Raw genomic sequence first — 19,385 nt, 5'->3', positions numbered from 1 at the left:
TTTCACTCAAATACAGCCGTGTCATGCAAGCCTCCCGATTCCAGCAGCAGGCGGGCATAGCCCAGGTAAAGCGCGTAGCGGGCCCCGAGCTGGTTGCTGCGCGCCCGCACCAGAGCCGTCTGAGACCGCAGGGTCTCGGTGACGTCGGTCAATCCCACCTGATGGCGGTCTTGGACGATTCGCAGAGTCTCCTCAGCCTGCTGGACAGCCTGCGAAGCCACCTCAAGCCGCTGTCGGGCGCTTTGAAAATCCTGCAAGGCCCGCACCACGGCCAGGGATACCTGATCGTGCAGGGCTTGCCGCCGGGCGCGCGCCGCCTCCCGGTGGGCGCTGGCTTCGCTGATCCGAGCCGAGCGGCCGAAGTCGAGCAGATCGAAAGTCAGGCGGGCTCCCACGGCGAAATCGGAACTGCCGCTGGAAAGGTCGCGGCTGCTTTGTCCGAACTCGGCGAACAAGCCCACTTCGGGCAGGTAGTCGCCGCGGGCCTTGCGGATGTCCTGACGGCTGATCTCGATTTGCCCCTCGGCCGCCCGCACATCACCGCGTCGGCTCAGGGCCGCGGCGATCAACTCTTGCAGGGAGCCGGCTTGAAAGTCGCGGTCCTGCAGCGAACCCGACAAAGCCGGCCGCTCGCCCAGAGGACGGCCCAAGGCCAGATTGAGCGCCGCCCGAGCCGTTTCCACCCCGCCCCGGGCCTGGATGCGCTGCTGCTCGAACTCAGCCGCCTGCACCTCCATGGCCATCAGGTCGGAGGCCACCACCAGTCCCTGTTCGAAGCGGTCGCGGGTACGCGACACCTCGCCTTGGGCGGTTTGAAGGGCCTGCTCGGCCACCTCTAGCTCGGCTTGCGCCAGCAAGACGCGGTAATAGCGCCTGATCACCTGGAAGCGCACCTGTTGGGTCGCCCATTCTCTTCCAGCCTCCGCAACAGCCAGACCCTCTTCGGCTTGGGCAATGCCGCTCTCGATGCGCCAGCGCGTGAAGACCGGCAGGCGCAACTCCAGCGAAGAGCGGAAGTTGCTCAGGGCGCCGGGGCTGTTGAGGGCATCCAGCGCGAAGTCGTTCTGGCTGAAATCGGCCTGCTCCAGCTTTTTGCCGAAGGCGAAGACTGGATTGTTGCTGTGGGTGAAAGTCTCCTCGAAGAAGAGGCCGGGGAGCCGGGAGGCGCGGGCCTGCTCGACCCTGGCCTCAGCCGCGTCGCCCAGACTGCGGGCTTCTTGAAGAGCCGGATGGAGGCGCAGAGCCTCATCGACCGCCGCCTCGAGGCTGAGGCTGTCTTGTCCCAAGGCCGTCGCCGCCGTACCAAGAACCAGAAAGGTCAAAAAGATGATCATCAGACCAGCATCATATCTCACGCCGTCAGACCTCTGGCAAGACCCATTCCACTCCTCTAAAGCCCGGAAACAGGCGGCTTACAGCGGATGGAAGCAATCCCATTGGGTTAAATCACCCAATCCCAGCCGCCTCCCGCCCCATTCAGCCCTGTGGACGAGTGCGGGCTGTCTCCGTCCAGGAAACGGGCGGGGACAATGTCGAGTTGTACAAGGCTGAGAGCCGTCAAGCCTGTTCCGCGATCTCGTGGGAGGAATCTGGGAGAGGGCCTAACCCGCCGCTGGCTCAGTGGGCGTGAAACAGCCTTTCTCCACACCCTATTCCTGTTTTGTTCACCTTTATTGGCCCTCAGGCTCCAATCTAGACCTAAGAATAGGCCGATTGCGGCCTGTTGGTCCTAAACAGACCTGCCGATAGGGAAGACAAGATGTAAATTCACCTTATATTTCCTAACAGATCTGGTGCCCGAGCCGCAGAACCGCCGTGGAAGGCGGCTTCAGGGCCATCAGGAATCTTCACTTTTACATCACTTTTAAGGTGAATAAGACGGGAAAATAGGCGCACCAGCTCCTAAAATATGGAGGCAGATGCATTTTTCACTTGACACCTGGACGGTGTAGGTCTAGTTTGGACCAAGTAAGACCAAACAGGCCCACACGCCAAACGAGTCTAAATAACCGGTCTGACAAAAACGTCGCGATGCAGGAATGAAAAATGGTTTTCCGTGGCAACTTCCCGGCCAAAGTCGACCCGCAAGGGCGGGTCAAGATTCCCAGCGCCCATCGAAGGGTGTTCGAAGAGGAATACGGGCGGGAAGTCTTTGTCACCAGCATCACCGGCGAGAACGTGCTGGTTTTTCCCTTGGCCGAGTGGGAGGAATTGGAAAACAAGCTGAAGGCCGGATCGAAATTCGGCCGGGCTCAGCGCCGCTTCATGCGCAACACCAGCTATTGGGGGCAGATGGCCACCATGGACAAGCAGGGACGCCTCAGCATCCAGCCCCACCTCCGCGAGGAGGCCGGGATCGACGGAGAGCTGGCGGTGATGGGCTCGCTCAACAGCTTGGAAATTTGGAACGCCGAGAAGATCCGCCGCCGCATGGCCGCCGAGCCGGTGGACGAAGACGAACTGGCCGAACTGGCCGATCTCGGCATTTAGGATTCAGGGAAGGGAAGCCTGTCATGTCCGGCGAAAGCCTTCACATTCCGGTGCTGCTCGAGGAGGCCGTCGATCTGCTCGGCGTCCGTCCGGGGGGCATCTATGTGGACGGCACGGTGGGCCTGGGAGGACATTCCAACGAGATTTTGAGACGGCTCGAGGGCCGCGGACGGCTGATCGGCTTGGACCGCGATTCAGATGCCCTCGTCCAGGCGCAGGAGAGGCTGAGCTGGAGCGCAGGCAACCTCCAGCTCATCAACGAGGACTTCAGGAGGCTGCCCAAGCTTCTGCCCCAACTGGGCGTCGAAGCGCTGGACGGCCTCCTGCTCGACCTCGGAGTATCCAGTCTGCAGCTCGATTCAGCACAGCGCGGCTTCAGCTTCCGCCTCAGCGGACCGCTGGACATGCGCATGGACCGCCGCCATGGCTTGACGGCAGCCCAGTTGATCGAGTCGGCCGACAGGGAGGAGCTGATGCGCATCTTCCGCGAGTACGGGGAAGAGCGCTCGGCTCGGCGCATCGCCGAGGAAATCGTGCGCGTCCGGCGCAGCGACCCCATCCGCACCACCGATCAGTTGGCCGCTTTGGTGGAGCGGGTCAAGGGAAGACGCCCTGGACAGCGGATTCATCCGGCCACCCAGGTCTTTCAGGCGTTGCGCATCGCGGTCAATCAGGAGCTGACGGGATTGGGCGAGTTTCTCAGCCGGGCCATCCGGCTGCTCCATCCCGGCGGACGCCTGGTGGTGATCGCCTTCCATAGTTTGGAAGACCGCATCGTCAAGCGCACTTTCATGACTGAAGCGGGACGGCGGGTCAGCCGCCTGCCGCTGCTGGCCGACGAAGAGCCGCTTGCAGAAAACGTCAAGCTTCTGACTCGGAAACCAATCGTTCCCTCCGAGTCAGAGACGGCAAAGAACCCGAGAGCCAGGAGCGCCAGGCTGAGGGCAGTTGAGAGACTGTCGACGAGCGAGGAGCAGACGGCCAACCAAGAAAAGCCAAAGATGACCCAAACCCAATACAACAATGGCAACCGGTCGTCACGCTCCGTCCCGTTTTCGCTCGGCAGGGTCCGGCACTCCAGCCGCTCCGGTTCTTGGGCCTTTGCTGACCATCCAATTCTTTGGGATCGCCCTTCAACGGGTTTCAATGGCAGGAGCTCCTGAAATGGTGGACTACTATCAACAACACTTGGAAAACCGACCCGCCGACGGCGCGTCCGGCAGCGATCATCTCAAGCAGTTCTTCTATCGCGCCTGCTGGATCGGCCTGGGGGTCCTCGTAATCTTGGCCTACGTGTGGATTCAGAGCGAAGGCCTGACAACCAGTTTTCGCACAGCCCAGCTTGAACGACACAACCAGGACCTGGAGGCCGAAGTTCAGGCCCTCAAGGTCCAGTACTGGTCGCTGACCGATCCGGAGCAGATCGATCAGCAGGCCCGCGACATGGGGTTTATCCGCTACGACCAGGGCATTCCCGTCCTGCAAGGCGAGGTGCCCCTCTTCGAACCGGGAACGGTCATGATGGCCAGCAATTAGACAGGAAAGGCGCCGGAGGACGGCAGTCAGGAGCCGGGAGAACACACCCTTGGTCGAAACCAAAAACAACAACGTGCTTCCCGATAACCCCTCTCGACTCCTGACTCCCTTCCTTCGGCGCCGCCTGCAGGGGACGCTAACATGAGGGACTACGAGCAAAGCCGCTTTCGCGAGCGCCTCAGGCTGCGTCTGCTCCTTCTGGGAGCCGCCGTCCTCTGCTGGACCGTACTGCTGGGCTACCGCCTCTACCAGGTTCAGGTCCTGGAGGGAGAAGACTACCGGCAGCAGTCCCTGGCTCAGCAACAGGGATTCATCGAACTCAGTCCCCGCCGGGGCGAGATCCTCGACCGCACTCTTGCTCCTTTGGCCGTGAGCGTACCGGTCGAGACCATCTGCGCCCAGCCTCCCCAGGTCACGGAGGCCCGCGCCGCCGCCCAGCGGCTGGCTCCAATTCTTCAGCTTAATGTTGAAGAGCTGTACTCCAAGTTAGCTTCCGACAAAGGTTTCGTTTACCTGGCCCGCAAGGTCAGTCCTCAAGTCGCCCAGGCCGTTCTGGACTTGGAGCTGGATGGGATCTTCACCCGCCAGGAAAGCCGACGCTATTATCCCGCCCGCGAACTGGCGGCCCACGTTCTGGGCTTCGTAGGCGACGACGGCCGGGGACTGGGCGGACTGGAATACCGCTACCAGGACCAGTTACAGGGCGAAAAGGTCAGGCTCAACGTCAAGGTCGACGCCCGCCGCCGCCGCTACGAGAGCGAAGAGACGGATGCCAGCACGCGCGGCAACGACCTGGTGCTGACGCTGGACAAAGGCTTGCAGTTCATCGCCGAACAGGTCCTTCGCGAAACGGTCGAGAAGCATCGCGCCAAGAACGGCAGCGCCATTCTCATGGATCCCGCCAGCGGCGCCGTGCTGGCCATGGCCTCCTATCCCGCCTTTAACCCCAACGACTACAGCGGGGAATCGGAGGAACACTTCCGCAACCGGGCGGTGCGGGCCATCTACGAGCCCGGATCGACTTTCAAGATTCTCTCGCTGGCGGCCGTTCTCAACGAAGAGCTGGTCGAACCTGGCGAGCTTATCGATTGCCGGGTGGGCAGCGTGGTTCTGGGAGGAAAGGTCTATCGCGAAGCCTCCTACAAGGACTACGGCGTTCTCAGTTTCGACCAGGTCGTGGCCAAGAGTTCCAACGTTGGTACCATCAGGCTGACCCTGCGCCTGGGAGAAAACGCCCTTTACGACTACCTGCGCCGCTATGGATTCGGTTCCAGGACCGGCATCGATCTGCCGGGAGAGGAAAGCGGAATCCTGCGTCCCGTCGAGCGCTGGTCCAAGCTTTCGGTGGGAGCCCTCTCCATCGGGCAGGAAGTGGGAGTGACCCCCCTGCAGGTGGTGTCGGCGGTATCGGCGGTGGCCAATGGCGGATTCAAGGTTCAGCCTCACCTGGTCGACCGCATTCTCTCGGCCGGGGGCGATTTGCTTTGGCAGCGCGGACCGCGCCGCCGCCGCATCCTCAGGCGTCAAACCGCCGACCGCATGAAAGAGGCCCTCCAATTGGTGGTGGAGAAGGGGACTGGGACGTCCTCCCAGTTGGACGGATACACTTCGGCCGGCAAGACTGGAACGGCTCAGAAGTTCGTCAACGGAGCCTACTCGCGCAGCAAGTACATCCCCTCATTCGTGGGTTTCGCGCCCGCTCGCGATCCCGTGCTGGCGGGGGTGGTTGTGATCGACGAGCCTCAGGGCAGGTACTACGCAACCGAGGTGGCGGCCCCGGCCTTTCGCGAAATGATGCAGCGGGCCCTGATTCATTTGCAGGTGCCCAAGGACGCGCCGCGGCCCGCCCGCGGGAAGAAAGAGCGGCTGCGCATGGCTGCTTCAATGGAACTCCCCGCTGCCGGCGGACTCTATGTTGATGGCCTCACCGAGCGAGCCCCCGAGGCCCCCCTTCAGCGAGGAGAGGGACGCACGGTTCAAATACCCGACTTTTCCGGACTCAGCATGCGTGAAGTGCTTTCCCGCAGCAGCCGCTTGGGACTGCGGATGAAAGCTCGGGGGCGTGGCGTGGCAGTGGCTCAGTCGCCCCCCGCGGGCAGCTACCTGGCACCCGATTCCACCTTTCAGGTCCATTTCTCCCAGCGGGGCCCCAACGAGGACAAGGATGCAGTTGAACGAACTCACGTCGCAGGCCCGGGAGGACATCGTCCTTGAGACGATACCCTCGCCGGGGGGCGACGACAGTCCCGAGATCCTCAGCCTGGAATACGACTCCAGGCAAGTGGGCCCTGGTGCGCTTTTCTTCGCCGCGGCCGGTGAAAAGGCGGACGGGCACAGCTTCCTCGATCAGGTGGTGTCACGGGGAGCCGCGGCGGTAGCCTCGGAGCGGACTCCTCCCGACGGCTTTGCACTGGCCTGGGTGCGGGTGGGCGAAATACGGCGGGCCATGGCCTCGCTGGCCGACTGCTTTTACGGGTCGGTCTCCAGCCACATGCCTCTGGTGGGCATCACCGGAACCAACGGCAAGACAACAACCGCCTACCTGGTCCACAGCATCATGCAGCAGCGCGCACCGGCCCTTCTGATGGGAACCATCGAAGTGCGCTTGGGAGAGAAAAAGCTCAGTCATTCGCGTCTGACCACCCCTGAGGCCATCGACCTCCAGCGCACTTTGGCCGAAGCCTGGGAGAACGGTTGCCGCAGCGGGGTGCTGGAGGTTTCCTCTCACGCCCTGCACCGCCTGCGTGTCCTCTACTGCCGCTTTCCGGTAGCCGTCTTCACCAACCTGAGCCAGGACCATCTCGATTATCACGGCGACTGGGAGTCCTACTTCCAGGCTAAGAGCCTGCTCTTCGATCCCGCCTACAACGAGGCCGTCCGATGGGCGGTGCTCAACGCCGACGACGAGTGGGTGAGAGGCCTGCGGACGGCTCCCGACGTGCAACGCCTGACCTTCGGGCTGGGCGGTGACAGCCAGGCTTCACCGGCTGACATTCAGCCTCTGAGATGGAGCAGCAAGGTGACCGGCAGCAGCATCGTCCTCGACTTGCAGGGGCACCGCCTGGAGTTGACGACGCCTTTGGCCGGCCGCCACAACGTTTACAACGTGCTGGCGGCCGTGGCGGCCACCTCGGCCCTGGGATATGCCGAGGGGGAAATCAAGGAAGGCATCGCCGCCCTGAAAAGCGTCCCGGGACGATTCGAGCGGGTCGAGACCGACCATCCCGCCCATATTTTCGTGGACTTCGCGCATACGCCCGACGCCCTGGAGAACGTGCTGCAATTGTGCCGGTCGCTGGCTCCCCGGCGAGTCCTCTGCGTCTTCGGCTGCGGAGGAGACCGCGACCGGGCCAAGCGTCCGCGCATGGGCGAGATTGCGGCCCGGCTCAGCGACCTGGCCATCGTCACCTCCGACAATCCCCGCAGCGAAGAGCCGGCAAGCATCGTGGACGACATCCTGGAGGGCGTCCCCGAGGAGCGGGCTTGCAGCGTTGAGACCGTGATCGAGCGCCGCAAGGCCATCGCCCGCGTCCTGCGTCTGGCCCAAGCCCAGGACATCGTCTTGATCGCGGGCAAAGGCCACGAAACCTACCAGGAAATCAACGGAGAACGTTTTCCCTTCGATGACCGTGACGTGATCCGCGAGGAGAACCCAGCATGATCGGAATGAACATCCAGGAAGCCGCCCGAGCTATGAGGGCCCGCATCGTCTCGCCCGCGGTTTTCGACGAAACCGCCCGCCAGCGGCCCTTTCCCGACATCAGTATCGACAGCCGCAGCATCCGCCCGGGTGAGTGCTTTTTCGCCATCCAGGGCGTACGCTTGGACGGGCACCAGTTCATCGGCCAGGCCCTGCAAAAAGGCGCTTCCATCATCGTGGCTTCGCAGCGCCCCGGCGACTTTCCGCCGGGGGCCCGGCTGCTGATGGTGGATGACACGACTCAAGCCTTGCAGGACTTGGCCCGCTACGCCCGCCTCAAGTGGGGTAAGCCGTTGGTGGGGATCACCGGAAGCGTCGGCAAGACCACCACGCGCCACTTCACCGCCGCTCTGCTCAAGAGCCGCTACCAGGTGCATTCCTCCCCCGGCAACCTCAATAACGAATACGGCGTTCCCCTCTCCCTGGGCGGCCTGCGCGAGGACCATGAAATCGCCGTCCAGGAGCTGGGCATGAACCATGCCGGGGAAATCCGGCGCCTGGTCGACATCTGCCGTCCCGACTCGGCGGTGGTGACCAACGTGGCCCCGGTCCACACCGAGTTCTTCAAGGACCTCGACGAGGTGGCCGCCGCCAAAGCTGAAATCCTTGAAGGCATGGACGAAAAGGGACGCTTCTTCTACAACGCCGACGATCCCCGGGTGGTCGCCATGGGCGAGGATTTTCCAGGAGAAGCCGTGGGTTACGGATTGTGGTCGTCCTGTCAGGTTCGGGTCACCGACGCCCGCATGGAAACGCCCCAGGAGATGCTCTTCAACCTGCAAGTCGAGGGGCGCAGCTATCCCGGCCGGGTCCGCTTTACCGGTCTGCACAATCTTTACAACCTGGCCGCTGCCGCCGCCGTCGCCATCGCTTACGGGATCTCTCCCCGGGAGGCCGTCGAAGAGATGGAGGGCCTGCAGTTGATGGCCATGCGGGGGAATCTCTACCGGCTTCAGTGGGGCGACGACCAGCCCCTGCAAATCTGGGACGATTCCTACAACTCCAATCCCAAGGCGCTGGCTTCGGTGCTGGAGACCGTTTCGAACTTCGAACTCTCCGGCCGCCGCGTCCTGGTGCTGGGCGACATGCTCGAACTGGGAGCCCGGTCGCCCCGCTACCACCGGCAAGCGGGCCAGCAAGCCGCCGCACTGGATCCCGGCATCCTCATCGCCGTAGGAGCCGAATCCGAAGAGATGGCGCGGGGTGCCCTGGAGGCCGGAATGGAAGTAGGCCGCGTCCGCCACTTCGAGGACGCCGATTCGGCCGCCGACTTCCTGCTCGATCAGGTTCTCCCGGGCGACTTCCTGCTGGTCAAAGGCTCGCGGGGCGTGGGACTGGAGGCGGTGATCGAAAAGCTTAAGAAAAATCCCCCCGACACCCCCATCTCGGATCTCCGTCTGGACGGGATCCAGTCGGGAGCCATCGTGGCCGTGCTCATGTTCATGGCCCTGCTGGTGTCGGTCCTGGCCCAAAACGTCAACTAGCCGCGTGAACTGATGCTTTACTACTTGCTCTATTCGCTGGCCGACGAGATCTCGGTGTTCAACGTGGTGCGCTACATCACCTTCCGCACCGCCTATGCCGGATTGACCGGGCTCTTCATGGCCCTGGTGCTGGGGCCTTGGATGATCGAGCGCCTGCGCCGCTTTCAGATCGGCCAGCAGATTCGCGAGGAGGGTCCGCAGACCCACCACTCCAAGGCCGGGACGCCCACCATGGGAGGCGTGCTCATCATCGTTTCGATACTCGTTCCCACCTTGCTGTGGGGCGACTTGAGCAACCTCTACGTGTGGATCGCCATGGCCTCGCTGACACTCTTCGGAGCGGTGGGCTTTCTGGACGACTACATCAAGGTCATCAAAAAACGCTCGCTGGGACTGACGGCCCGCCACAAGATCATGCTGCAACTGGCCATCGGCGGAGCGGTGGCGGCGGTCCTCATTCTGCTCAGCTACAACGATCTCTACTCCACCCAGCTCAGCGTGCCCTTTTTCAAGCGTTTCACGCCCGAGCTGAACGGAGTGATCTTCGGAACCGCCACCTTCATTCCGCTGATTCTCTTTACTTTGCTGGTGCTGATCGGCTCCTCCAACGCCGTCAACCTGTCGGACGGGCTGGACGGCCTGGCCTCGGGGCTGACGGTCATCGCGGCCTCGGCCCTGACCGTGCTGACCTATGTCACCGGTCACTCGGTTTTCGCCGACTACCTGGACTTGATCACCAACACCTACGCCAGCGAACTGACCATTTTCTGCGGCGCCATGGTGGGCGCCGTGCTGGGATTTCTTTGGTACAACGCCTATCCCGCCCAGATCTTCATGGGAGACGTCGGAGCCATGTCGCTGGGCGGAGCCATCGGGACGGTGGCGGTGCTCATCAAGCAAGAGCTGCTGCTGCTCTCGATTGGAGGAATTTTTGTGATTGAGGCTTTGAGCGTCATCTTGCAGGTGGGCTCCTACAAACTGACGGGACGCCGCCTGCTGCGCATGGCCCCCATCCACCACCACTTCGAACTGCTGGGCTGGAAAGAGCCCAAGGTGGTGATCCGCTTCTGGATTCTAGGACTGGTGGTGGCGCTCTTCAGCCTCTCCACCTTGAAGCTTCGTTAAAGGCCGCGCCCGCCGGCGTGCGCAGATTGGTGCGGGGAGCGGGAGCAGGGCACTCGGAGGGCCTCCCGCCCCCCCGGCCTCAACTTGAGGATTGAGATGCAAATCGAAGGACAGCGTTTTCTGGTGGTGGGACTGGCCCGCAGCGGACTGGCCGCGGCGCTCTTTCTCCACCGCCGCGGGGGACGCGTCACCGTCAACGACCAGGCGCCGCGCCAGCGGCTCGAATCCTGGATCGAGAAGCTGCCGGCACAGGTGCGCCTGGTGCTGGGAGGCCATCCGGAAGAGGAGTTCCTGTCCAGCGACTGCATCATTCTCAGCCCCGGCGTGCCCGCTTCCATTCCCGCTATCGCGGCCGCCCGCGACAAGGACATCCCGGTGCTGGCCGAGGTGGAGCTGGCCTACCGCTTTCTGCGGGGCAGCGTGGTGGGGATCACCGGGTCCAACGGCAAGACCACCACCACCACCTTGCTGGGTCACCTGCTGTCAGCCGCCTCGCGTCCGGCGCGGGTGGCGGGCAACGTGGGCAACGCGCTCATCGCCGCCGTGGAAGAGGACCTCGAGTCCCAGGCGGGTCCGCGTTGCTACGTGGTCGAGCTTTCCAGCTTTCAGTTGGAGACTATCGAGAAGCTTCATTGCGCCGTGGCGGTGCTGCTCAACGTCACTCCCGACCATCTCGACCGCTATCCCAGCTTCGAGGACTATCGCCAGGCCAAGCAGCGCATCTTCCTCAACCAGGGGGCGGACGACTGGGCCGTCCTCAACTGGGACGACCCTCAATGCCGCAAGGCGGCCGAGGGCCTGGCCGGGCGGGTCTTTCCCTTCAGTCGCCGCCAGTCCTTGCCGCAGGGAGCCTGCTTGAGCGACAACCAGAACCGCATCCTCCTGCGGCGCGACGAACGTGAAGAAACCCTGGTAGAGGTGGACGAGGTGCCTTTGCCCGGCAAGCACAATCTTGAAAACGTGCTGGCCGCCTGCGCCGCCGGTCATCTGCTGGGACTCTCCGCCCCTCTCATGGCCCAGGGGCTGCGCTCCTTCAAAGGCGTGGAGCACCGTCTGGAGCCTTGCGGCTCGCTGGGCGGAATCGATTTCTACAACGACACCAAAGCTACTAACGTCGACTCGGCCCTCAAAGCCATCGAAGCCTTTCCCGGACGCCGCTTGATTCTCATCATGGGCGGACTCGACAAGGGGGGCGATTTCGCCTCCTTGCGGGAGGCCGTCTCCCTCAACGTCCGCAAGCTGCTCCTTATCGGCGCCGCCTCCTCCAAGATCGCCCGCCAACTGGAAGGCAGCGCCGATCTGGAAGAAGTGGGCGACCTCGAGCGCGCCGTCCGTCGCTCATTGCAAGTCGCTCAGGAAGGCGACGTGGTCTTGCTGTCCCCCGCCTGCGCCAGCTTCGACCAGTTCGAGAACTTCGCCGAACGGGGACGGCTCTTCAAGGAATATGTCGCTGAGCGGCTAAGCGCCGCCAGGCAAGGAGAAGCCCAGGCATGAACCGCAGAATGCCCTACGACCAGCACCTGATCTTCATCACCCTGTGCCTGACGGGACTGGGGCTGGTGATGGTCTCCAGCGCCTCATCGGTGGTGTCGCAGGAAATGTACGGCTCGGCCGGGGCCATCTTCATGCGCCAGTTGACCGCCACCCTGATCGGGCTGGGCGGACTGCTGCTGGCCATGCGCTTCGACTATCAATTGCTGGAAAGCCGCTGGGCCATCGCGGCCCTGATGACGGCAGCCGTGATCGGACTCGTCCTGCCTCATTTCCTCGGCGGCGGACCGGCGGCCCGCTGGATCCGCATCGGACCTCTGCAGTTTCAGCCCTCGGAAGCCGCCAAGCTGGCGGCCGTCGTCTTCACCGCCTACTACCTGAGCCGCCGCGGCATCGACCTCAAGTCCTTCCGCCGCGGACTCGGCCCCTATCTGGCCGCCGTGGGACTGCTCATCGCCCTCATTCTGGCCGGACGCGACCTGGGGACGGCCGCCCTGGTGGCCGGCGTCTGCGGACTGCTCCTCTACCTGGGCGGGCTGCGCTACCTGCACATTCCCATCCTGGCGGGAGGGGGCGCTGCGGTGGCCTCCCTGCTCATCCTCATGGAACCCTACCGCTTGCGGCGCGTCCTGTCCTGGTTCGAGCCCCAGGAGGACACGCTGGGCGCCGGATACCAGATCCACCAGAGCCTCATCGCGCTGGGCTCGGGACAGGTGACGGGCAAAGGGCTGGCCGAAGGCACCCAAAAACTGTACTTCTTGCCCGAACCCCACACCGATTTCATTTTCGCCGTGCTGGGAGAAGAACTGGGACTGATCGGCTGCCTTCTGGTTCTGCTGCTCTTCGGACTCTTCTTATATAGGGGGGTGCGCATTTCGCTGCGCGCCGACAGCCTCTTCGGCTTCTATCTGGCGCTGGGAATCGTCTCCATGATCGTGCTGCAGGCCCTGGTCAACATCTCGGTAGTGCTGCACCTTCTGCCCACCAAAGGACTTCCCCTGCCCTTTGTCTCGGTGGGAGGATCGTCGCAGATGGTGCTTCTGGCCTCGGTGGGGCTGCTGCTCAACGTTTCCAAGCACACCCGTGCCGACGCCGACATCCACCTGGTGCCCTCGCTTCAACCGTCCCGCGGGGAGGTGCTGCGATGAGAGCCATCTTCGCCGGAGGCGGCACCGGGGGACATATCTATATGGCGGTGGCCTTGGCCGAAGCCCTGCGCGGACGCAGCCCCGATCATCAGTTCCTCTTCATCGGCACCGAGCGCGGGTTGGAAGCGCGCATCCTGGAACCTCTGGGCTACGCCTGGGAAACCATCCGCATCGGCGGACTCAACCGCGTGGGCGCCGGACGCATGCTGCGCACCCTGGGACAGCTTCCTTCCAGTTGGCTGGCCTCGCGCCGCATCCTGCGCCGCTTCCGTCCCCACGCCGTGGTAGGGCTGGGTGGATACTCGTCGGGTCCGGTGGCCGCCGCCGCCCGTCTGGCCCGCATTCCCATCCTGCTGCTTGAGCCCAACGTGCTGCCGGGACTGACCAATCGCCTGCTCATGCGCTGGGCCTCGGCGGCCGCCGTGGCCTTCCAGGAAACGGCCGACATGCTGGGCGCCCGCGCCCGCCTCACCGGCATTCCGGTGCGGCGCGCCTTTCATGAACTGCCCCCCGCTCCCGTGCATGAAGAGCGGCTGGGACTGCTCATCTTCGGCGGAAGCCAGGGCAGCCGTCCCCTCAACCGCCTCCTCTGCCAGGCCCTGCCCCTGCTCAAAGGACTGCCTCTCGACATCCGCCACCAAACCGGCCCCAATGACCTGGATGAGGTGCAGGCTGCCTACCGCAGGCAGGGAGTGGAGGCCCAGGTGACGGCTTATATCGACGACATGCCCCAGGCCTTCGCCCGCTCGGCACTGCTGCTATGCCGGGCCGGAGCGTCCACGGTGGCCGAGATCGCCGCCTCCGGACGGCCCTCGCTGCTGGTTCCGCTGCCCACGGCGGCCGACGACCATCAGCGCAAGAACGCAGCCGCCCTGGCCCGGCGCGGAGCCGCCGTCGTGCTCGATCAAAAGGAAACCGACGCCCAAAAGCTGGCGGCCCACATCGGGCAACTGGGCGAGGACAGGCCCCGCTTGGCCGCCATGGGCGAGTCGGCGCGGGCGCTGGCCCAGCCCCAGGCCGCCGACAACATCATCAGCCTGCTGGCCGAATTGCTCGGTCAAGCCGCCGGGGAAGGACCGGGAATAAACAAAGAGGACGCGGTCAAGTTGCCCAAACGACCGTGATGATCCTAATACCTCCCTCCCGGTCCTTCCCCGGCCTCTTGGCCGGGGCCCTCCATAGCCTTGGCGAAGGAGGGCCGCCCCCAAAAACGAGAAGCAACAAGAAAAGCATGAACCAGCACTCGACCAACCTTCCGCCCTTCAGCTTCGGCCCCTACCGCCGCTTCCACTTCATCGGCGTCGGCGGCGTCGGCATGAGCGGCATCGCCGAGGTCTTGCTGCGGGCCGGATTCGAAGTCTCAGGATCGGACCTCAACGACGGCCCCCTCCTGCACTCCCTGCGCGATCTGGGAGCCCGCATCGCTATCGGACATGCCGCCGACAACCTGGGAGAAGCACAGGTGGTGGTGCTTTCCAGCGCCATTCCCGAGTCCAATCCCGAGAGGGCCGAGGCCCGCCGCCGGGGACTGCCGCGCGTCCACCGCTCCCATCTGCTCGCCGAACTCATGCGCTATCGCGAAGGCATCACCGTGACCGGCACCCACGGCAAAACCACCACCACCTCGATGCTGGCCTGCATCCTGATCGAATGGGGCGCCGACCCCACCGTCCTCAACGGAGCCCGCCTGCCCCTGATGCAATCCAACGCGAGGTTGGGACAAGGCCGCTTGCTCCTGGCCGAAGGCGACGAGAGCGACCGCTCCTTCCTGCGCTTCTTTCCCGTCCACACCGTGGTCACCAACATCGACCGCGACCACATGGAGGCCTACCGGGACTTCGACGAGCTCAAGCAGGCCTTTCTGCGACACATGCAGCGCATCCCCTTTTACGGAACGGTGGTGCTGTGCGCCGATGATCCGGTTTTGGCGGCCCTCAGCGAAAATGTTCACACCCGCTTGATAACCTATGGCCTAGGGTCCCGCACGGAAGCGTATGACAGCGGGGCCGGCATCGATTGCCGGGCGCGGAAAGTCCGTTTTGAGGGACTCCGCTCCAGCTTCGAGTTGCTTTGGCGAGGCAAGGTTCAGGGAACGGTCGAGTTGCAGGTGCCCGGACGTCACAACGTCCTCAACTCGCTGGGTGCACTGGCCTTGGCGATGCGGTTGGGATGCGGATTTGAAGAGGCCCGCCAGGCCCTTGCCCGCTTCAGCGGCGCCGAGAGGCGCTTGCAGTCCAAGGGCGAGCGGCAAGGCGTGTGGGTGGTGGACGATTACGGCCATCATCCCACCGAAATCCGCGCCACGCTGCAGGCGCTGCGCACGCTGGGACGGCGGCTGGTGGTGGTCTACCAGCCCCACCGCTACACGCGGACGCGGGATTTGATGGAGGAGACGGCCGTTTGCTTCGATCACGACGGCCCCCTGTTTTTGATGGATATCTATGCTGCCGGCCAAGAGCCTATCGAGGGAGTCTCCTCCCAGGTCTTGGCCCAACGCATTGCAGATCGGCGGCAAGTGACTTACGTGGCTGCCGGGGACGATTTGCAGGCCAAGTTGCGCGATACGCTGCGCCCCGGGGATGTCTTGCTGACCCTGGGCGCGGGCGATGTTTATAAAGTAGGAGAAGAGTTCCTTGGCTAAGGCGAAAAAGTCTACATCGGCACGCTCCCGCTGGAAGCAGTGGCGCGCCCAGGCCCCCGCCAGGCTGGCCACCGGCTTGAAGACCGTCCTCTCGGCTTTGGCCGTGGCCGTGGTGGGCTTATTCCTCTACCAGTCCTGGGCTTCGCCCAGCGGACGTCCTTATTTCGCCCTCGAGCACGTGCGTTTCCAGGGCCTGGAGCGGGTCGACCCGGCTTACCTGAGGGGATTGCTGCAAGACTCGGCCCGGGGAAACATCCTCCACGTCGACCTCGACCAGGTGCGCCGACAGGTGGAATCGGCCACCTGGGTCGAAAGCGCCGTGGTGCGGCGCAGACTGCCCGACGAGTTGGTGATCAGCGTGCGCGAACGCACGGCCGGCGCCGTGGCCCAGGTGGGCGACGAGATCCTGCTGGTCGACCGCCACGGAGTCCTGCTCGATCCCTATGACCCCAAGTTCGAACTCGACGTGCCCATCGTCGTAGGGCTGAGCAGGGGGGGGCAAAACGCCCGCCTTATGAAACGCTACTGGACGGTGGTGGAAGATCTGCGCTCAGGTGAGACCGATTACACCCGCCACATCTCCGACATCGACGTCAGCCGGCCCCAGGTGGCGGTCACTTCCATCGATGAGCGGGTTTCGGTGATTCTGGGAGAGAAAGACTTCAACAAGCGCTTCCGTATCTTCCTCTCGCAGGTCGAGAAAGTGCGGGAGGCCCGCCGCCAGCACGGCGCCATTCAGGAAGTCGACGTCAGTTTTCCTAACCGCCTCATCATACGTACCGCCCGTCAGGGCCAACCCGAAGTCGCGCTGTCGCGTTGAAGCAGGAGAATCGATGGCCAAACAGAAGATCATAACCGCGGTTGACATCGGCACCAGCAAGGTGGCGGCCGTAATCGCCGAAGTCGGCGAGGGACCCATACGCATCCTGGGCGCCGGATGGAAGCCCTCCAAGGGAGTGCGCCGGGGCGTCATCGTCAACATGGGCGAAACCGTGGAATGCCTGCGCCAGGCCGTGGAGCAGGCCGAGGAAAAAGCCGCCGCCCCCACCGACGGCGCCTACGTGGTGGTGGGCGGAGCCTACGTCAAAGGACTCAACAGTCACGGCACGGTAGAAATCCGCAACCGTCATAACGAGATCACCTCCGACGACGTGGTGCGGGCCGTCAGGGCCGCTCAGGACTTCGACTTCGAAATCCCCGAAAACTCCCGCGTCCTGCATGTCCTGCGCCGCAGCTTCGGCGTCGACGGCCAGGAGGGCATCAGCGATCCCGAAGGCATGAGCGGACGCCTGCTGACGGCCCACGTGCACGTGGTGCTCAACGCCTCCACCGTGGTCAACAACATCGTACGGGCCCTCAACAAGATCAACGCCCGGGCTGAAACCTCGGTGGCCCAGCAAGTGGCTTCGGGACAGGCCGTCCTCAGCCGCGACGAACGCGAGCTGGGCGTGGTTCTGATCGACATCGGCGGAGGCACCAGCGACGTGGCCGTCTACCGCCAGGGGGCCATCATCCATAGCCACTCTTTTCCCGTGGGCGGCGCCAATATCACCAAGGACATCGCCCTGGGGCTCAAAACCACTCTCAGCGAAGCCGAACGGCTCAAGCGTTCCTCGGGAAGCGTGGCGCCCGATCAAGTGGGCGACGGCGACTTGGTCGAGGTGGAACAAATGGGCACGGGCCATAGACAGGCTCTCTCCCGTCAACTGCTCTGTCAGATCGTGCGGGCCCGCTTCGACGAAATTCTCAAACAGATCCAGCAAGACCTGAGCCAATTGCAGCTCAACAACGAGTACCTGACGGGAGCCGTGCTGACGGGAGGCGGGTCGCTGCTCGAAGGCGCCCGGGAACGGGCTCAAGAAGCACTCGGAATGTCCGTCCGCTGCGGGTTTCCCGGCAACGTGGTGGGAGCCGAGAGCGACTTTCATCATCCCTCTTATGCCGCCGTATTAGGACTGCTGGCCTATGCCCGCGAAGTGCAGATGCAACCGAAACGGGCTTCCATGGCGCTTCCCCATTCCGCGGCCCGAGCCAAGGTCAAACGATGGTTGAAAGAGAAAATAAGCTAGCCGGCTCTTCAAGGGCCCCGAGGTAGCAGAATATGTCTACATTTCCTTTCCAAGAACAAGATCCCGACTTCGATCAGGATGATGCCCAAGCGGCCGAACCTGACGGTCAACCGACGCCTGAAACCTCGCAAGAGGCGGAAAGCCCTGGCCTGAAGGCGCCCGAAGAGGGCCGGGAAGCGCCTTCCGATCAGCCGCAAGATGAGTCCGAAGCTCCCCGGCGCGGACAGATTCGGGTGGAGGAACCGGTCAAGCTCTCCCTCGAGGAAGGACTCTCGGGCGGAGCCCGCATCAAGGTGGTGGGTATCGGCGGAGGCGGCTGCAATGCCGTCAACCGCATGATCGAGTCCGGCATCGAAGGCGTCGAGTTCATCGCCGCCAACACCGACGTTCAGGCCCTGCGCCAGACCCTGGCTCCCATCAAGATACAACTGGGCGAGAAGCTCACCAAGGGACTGGGCGCCGGATCCAATCCTGAAATCGGACGCCAGGCGGCCCTGGAAGACACCGACAAGCTCATCGAATTGCTGGACGACGCCGACATGGTCTTCGTCACCGTGGGACTGGGCGGCGGGACCGGTACCGGAGGCGCGCCCATCGTGGCCAGCCTGGCCACAGAGCTGAGCGCTCTCACCGTGGCCGTCGTCACCAAGCCCTTCAACTTCGAAGGACGCAAGCGCGCCCAGCAATGCGAACAGGGCCTGCGCGACCTCCAGGAATGCGCCGACACCGTCATCACCATTCCCAACGAACGCCTGCTCACCACCGTCCCGGCCGGCACCACCCTGGCCGACAGCTTCAAGTTCGCCGACGACGTACTGCGCCAGGCCGTGCAGGGCATCTCCGATCTGATCACCGTACCCGGCGTCATCAACCTCGACTTCGCCGACGTCAAGACCATCATGACCGGCATGGGCATGGCCCTCATGGGGACCGGCATCGCCAGCGGCGAGGACCGGGCTCTGGAGGCCGCCCGCAAGGCCATCAATTCGCCCCTTCTCGAGGACACCAGCATAGAGGGCGCCCGCGGCGTGCTCATCAACATCACCGGTTCTTCCAACCTCACCCTCCACGAGGTCAGCGAGGCTTCCCGCCTGATCCAGGAATCGGCTCATCCCGACGCCCACATCATTTTCGGCTCGGTCTTCAACGACCGCATGGGAGACGATCTCAAGATCACCGTCATCGCCACCGGCTACGAGGACTCCGAGGAAGACTCTCCCCGCGCCGACGGCGAAGTCGTGGAACGCCGACTGGGCCCGCCCCAGCGCAGCGACTCCGAAAAGCAAGCCAAGGCCGAAGCCCTGCGCAAACACTTCGACCGGCCCCTGGAAGAGGACTCCGACCTCGACGTCCCCACCTACTTCCGCCAACGCCAAGAATAGGGCGCCGCCTTCGCCGCCAAGGCCCGTCTCAGAGCGGGAAACCCGGTGCCCCACGTCGAAACCGTCTGTCAGGTCTTTTGCGCCATGTCCTCCGTCCAAGCCGCCGCCGTCACCGACTCAGCCCTGCGAGGTCTGAAAGCCAAGCCCGACACCCCCGACTACGCCATCTGGCGCACCCGCATCCAAAGGCATTTCTCACCCCCCCCGACCGCCGTGTGATTGCAGCCTCGCCGCCCTTCCATGGGCAATGAGGGGACCCTTTAGGCTGGTCTCAGATCCCCTGCAGTGGTATGCTCTGCGAAACTGAGTTTCATATGAT

At 63.8% G+C, this 19,385-nt stretch carries 14 protein-coding genes and 2 pseudogenes; 15 read left to right on the top strand and 1 reads right to left on the bottom strand.

From position 1 onward, the window contains the following. Positions 1–2: 2 nt before the first annotated feature. The gene (locus VLU25_01730) at positions 3–1,334 is read right to left on the bottom strand and encodes a TolC family protein (GenBank protein ID HSR66634.1); all 1,332 of its coding nucleotides are present in this window, start codon (positions 1,332–1,334) and stop codon (positions 3–5) included. A 712-nt stretch (positions 1,335–2,046) separates the two neighbouring features. Between VLU25_01730 and VLU25_01725 the strand changes: the two genes are divergently transcribed. The 15 genes and pseudogenes from VLU25_01725 to VLU25_01655 all read left to right on the top strand — a co-directional run bounded on the left by VLU25_01725 (position 2,047) and on the right by VLU25_01655 (position 19,285). Continuing rightward, complete coding sequence (locus VLU25_01725) at positions 2,047–2,490, top strand: division/cell wall cluster transcriptional repressor MraZ (protein HSR66633.1); 444 nt, start codon at positions 2,047–2,049, stop codon at positions 2,488–2,490. Positions 2,491–2,513: 23 nt separating this feature from the next. After that, positions 2,514–3,446: pseudogene (rsmH, locus tag VLU25_01720) on the top strand (16S rRNA (cytosine(1402)-N(4))-methyltransferase RsmH). 208 nt (positions 3,447–3,654) lie between these two features. Then, entirely contained in the window at positions 3,655–4,026 is a 372-nt protein-coding gene (locus VLU25_01715) for a hypothetical protein (GenBank protein ID HSR66632.1), read from the top strand. Between the two features lie 141 nt (positions 4,027–4,167). Then, positions 4,168–6,240, top strand: a complete 2,073-nt coding sequence (locus VLU25_01710; protein ID HSR66631.1) for a penicillin-binding protein — start codon at positions 4,168–4,170, stop codon at positions 6,238–6,240. Then, on the top strand, positions 6,197–7,687 hold the full coding sequence (locus VLU25_01705) for a UDP-N-acetylmuramoyl-L-alanyl-D-glutamate--2,6-diaminopimelate ligase (GenBank protein ID HSR66630.1): 1,491 nt from the start codon (positions 6,197–6,199) through the stop codon (positions 7,685–7,687). The genes VLU25_01710 and VLU25_01705 overlap by 44 nt, the downstream gene beginning before the upstream one ends. Further along, positions 7,684–9,210 carry a UDP-N-acetylmuramoyl-tripeptide--D-alanyl-D-alanine ligase gene (gene murF / locus VLU25_01700; GenBank protein ID HSR66629.1) on the top strand — a complete coding sequence of 509 codons (1,527 nt, stop codon included), beginning with the start codon at positions 7,684–7,686 and terminating at the stop codon, positions 9,208–9,210. The genes VLU25_01705 and murF overlap by 4 nt, the downstream gene beginning before the upstream one ends. Before the next feature lie 12 nt (positions 9,211–9,222). Then, complete coding sequence (gene mraY / locus VLU25_01695; protein HSR66628.1) at positions 9,223–10,335, top strand: phospho-N-acetylmuramoyl-pentapeptide-transferase; 1,113 nt, start codon at positions 9,223–9,225, stop codon at positions 10,333–10,335. Between the two features lie 96 nt (positions 10,336–10,431). Then, on the top strand, positions 10,432–11,829 hold the full coding sequence (gene murD / locus VLU25_01690) for a UDP-N-acetylmuramoyl-L-alanine--D-glutamate ligase (GenBank protein ID HSR66627.1): 1,398 nt from the start codon (positions 10,432–10,434) through the stop codon (positions 11,827–11,829). Then, positions 11,826–12,974, top strand: coding sequence for a putative lipid II flippase FtsW (gene ftsW, locus VLU25_01685; protein ID HSR66626.1), 1,149 nt, complete (start codon positions 11,826–11,828; stop codon positions 12,972–12,974). Before murD ends, ftsW begins: the two co-directional genes overlap by 4 nt. Next, the gene (murG, locus tag VLU25_01680; GenBank protein ID HSR66625.1) at positions 12,971–14,098 is read left to right on the top strand and encodes an undecaprenyldiphospho-muramoylpentapeptide beta-N-acetylglucosaminyltransferase; all 1,128 of its coding nucleotides are present in this window, start codon (positions 12,971–12,973) and stop codon (positions 14,096–14,098) included. The genes ftsW and murG overlap by 4 nt, the downstream gene beginning before the upstream one ends. Positions 14,099–14,205: 107 nt before the next feature. Further along, positions 14,206–15,615 (top strand): UDP-N-acetylmuramate--L-alanine ligase, encoded by a 1,410-nt coding sequence (gene murC / locus VLU25_01675; GenBank protein ID HSR66624.1) that lies wholly within the window; start codon positions 14,206–14,208, stop codon positions 15,613–15,615. Continuing rightward, positions 15,608–16,435: an FtsQ-type POTRA domain-containing protein gene (locus VLU25_01670; GenBank protein HSR66623.1), complete on the top strand. Its 828-nt coding sequence runs from the start codon at positions 15,608–15,610 to the stop codon at positions 16,433–16,435. The genes murC and VLU25_01670 overlap by 8 nt, the downstream gene beginning before the upstream one ends. A 13-nt stretch (positions 16,436–16,448) precedes the next feature. After that, the gene (gene ftsA, locus VLU25_01665; GenBank protein ID HSR66622.1) at positions 16,449–17,684 is read left to right on the top strand and encodes a cell division protein FtsA; all 1,236 of its coding nucleotides are present in this window, start codon (positions 16,449–16,451) and stop codon (positions 17,682–17,684) included. Between the two features lie 32 nt (positions 17,685–17,716). After that, positions 17,717–19,066 carry a cell division protein FtsZ gene (gene ftsZ, locus VLU25_01660; GenBank protein HSR66621.1) on the top strand — a complete coding sequence of 450 codons (1,350 nt, stop codon included), beginning with the start codon at positions 17,717–17,719 and terminating at the stop codon, positions 19,064–19,066. A gap of 12 nt (positions 19,067–19,078) precedes the next feature. Continuing rightward, a pseudogene (locus VLU25_01655) lies at positions 19,079–19,285 on the top strand (DUF1702 family protein). Positions 19,286–19,385: the final 100 nt, after the last annotated feature.

The organism is Acidobacteriota bacterium (assembly GCA_035471785.1).
Taxonomy (GTDB): domain Bacteria; phylum Acidobacteriota; class UBA6911; order RPQK01; family DATIPO01; genus JANQFM01.
The sequence above is the reverse complement of the archived record's forward strand: the minus strand, read 5'-3'. Positions and strand labels throughout refer to the sequence as shown.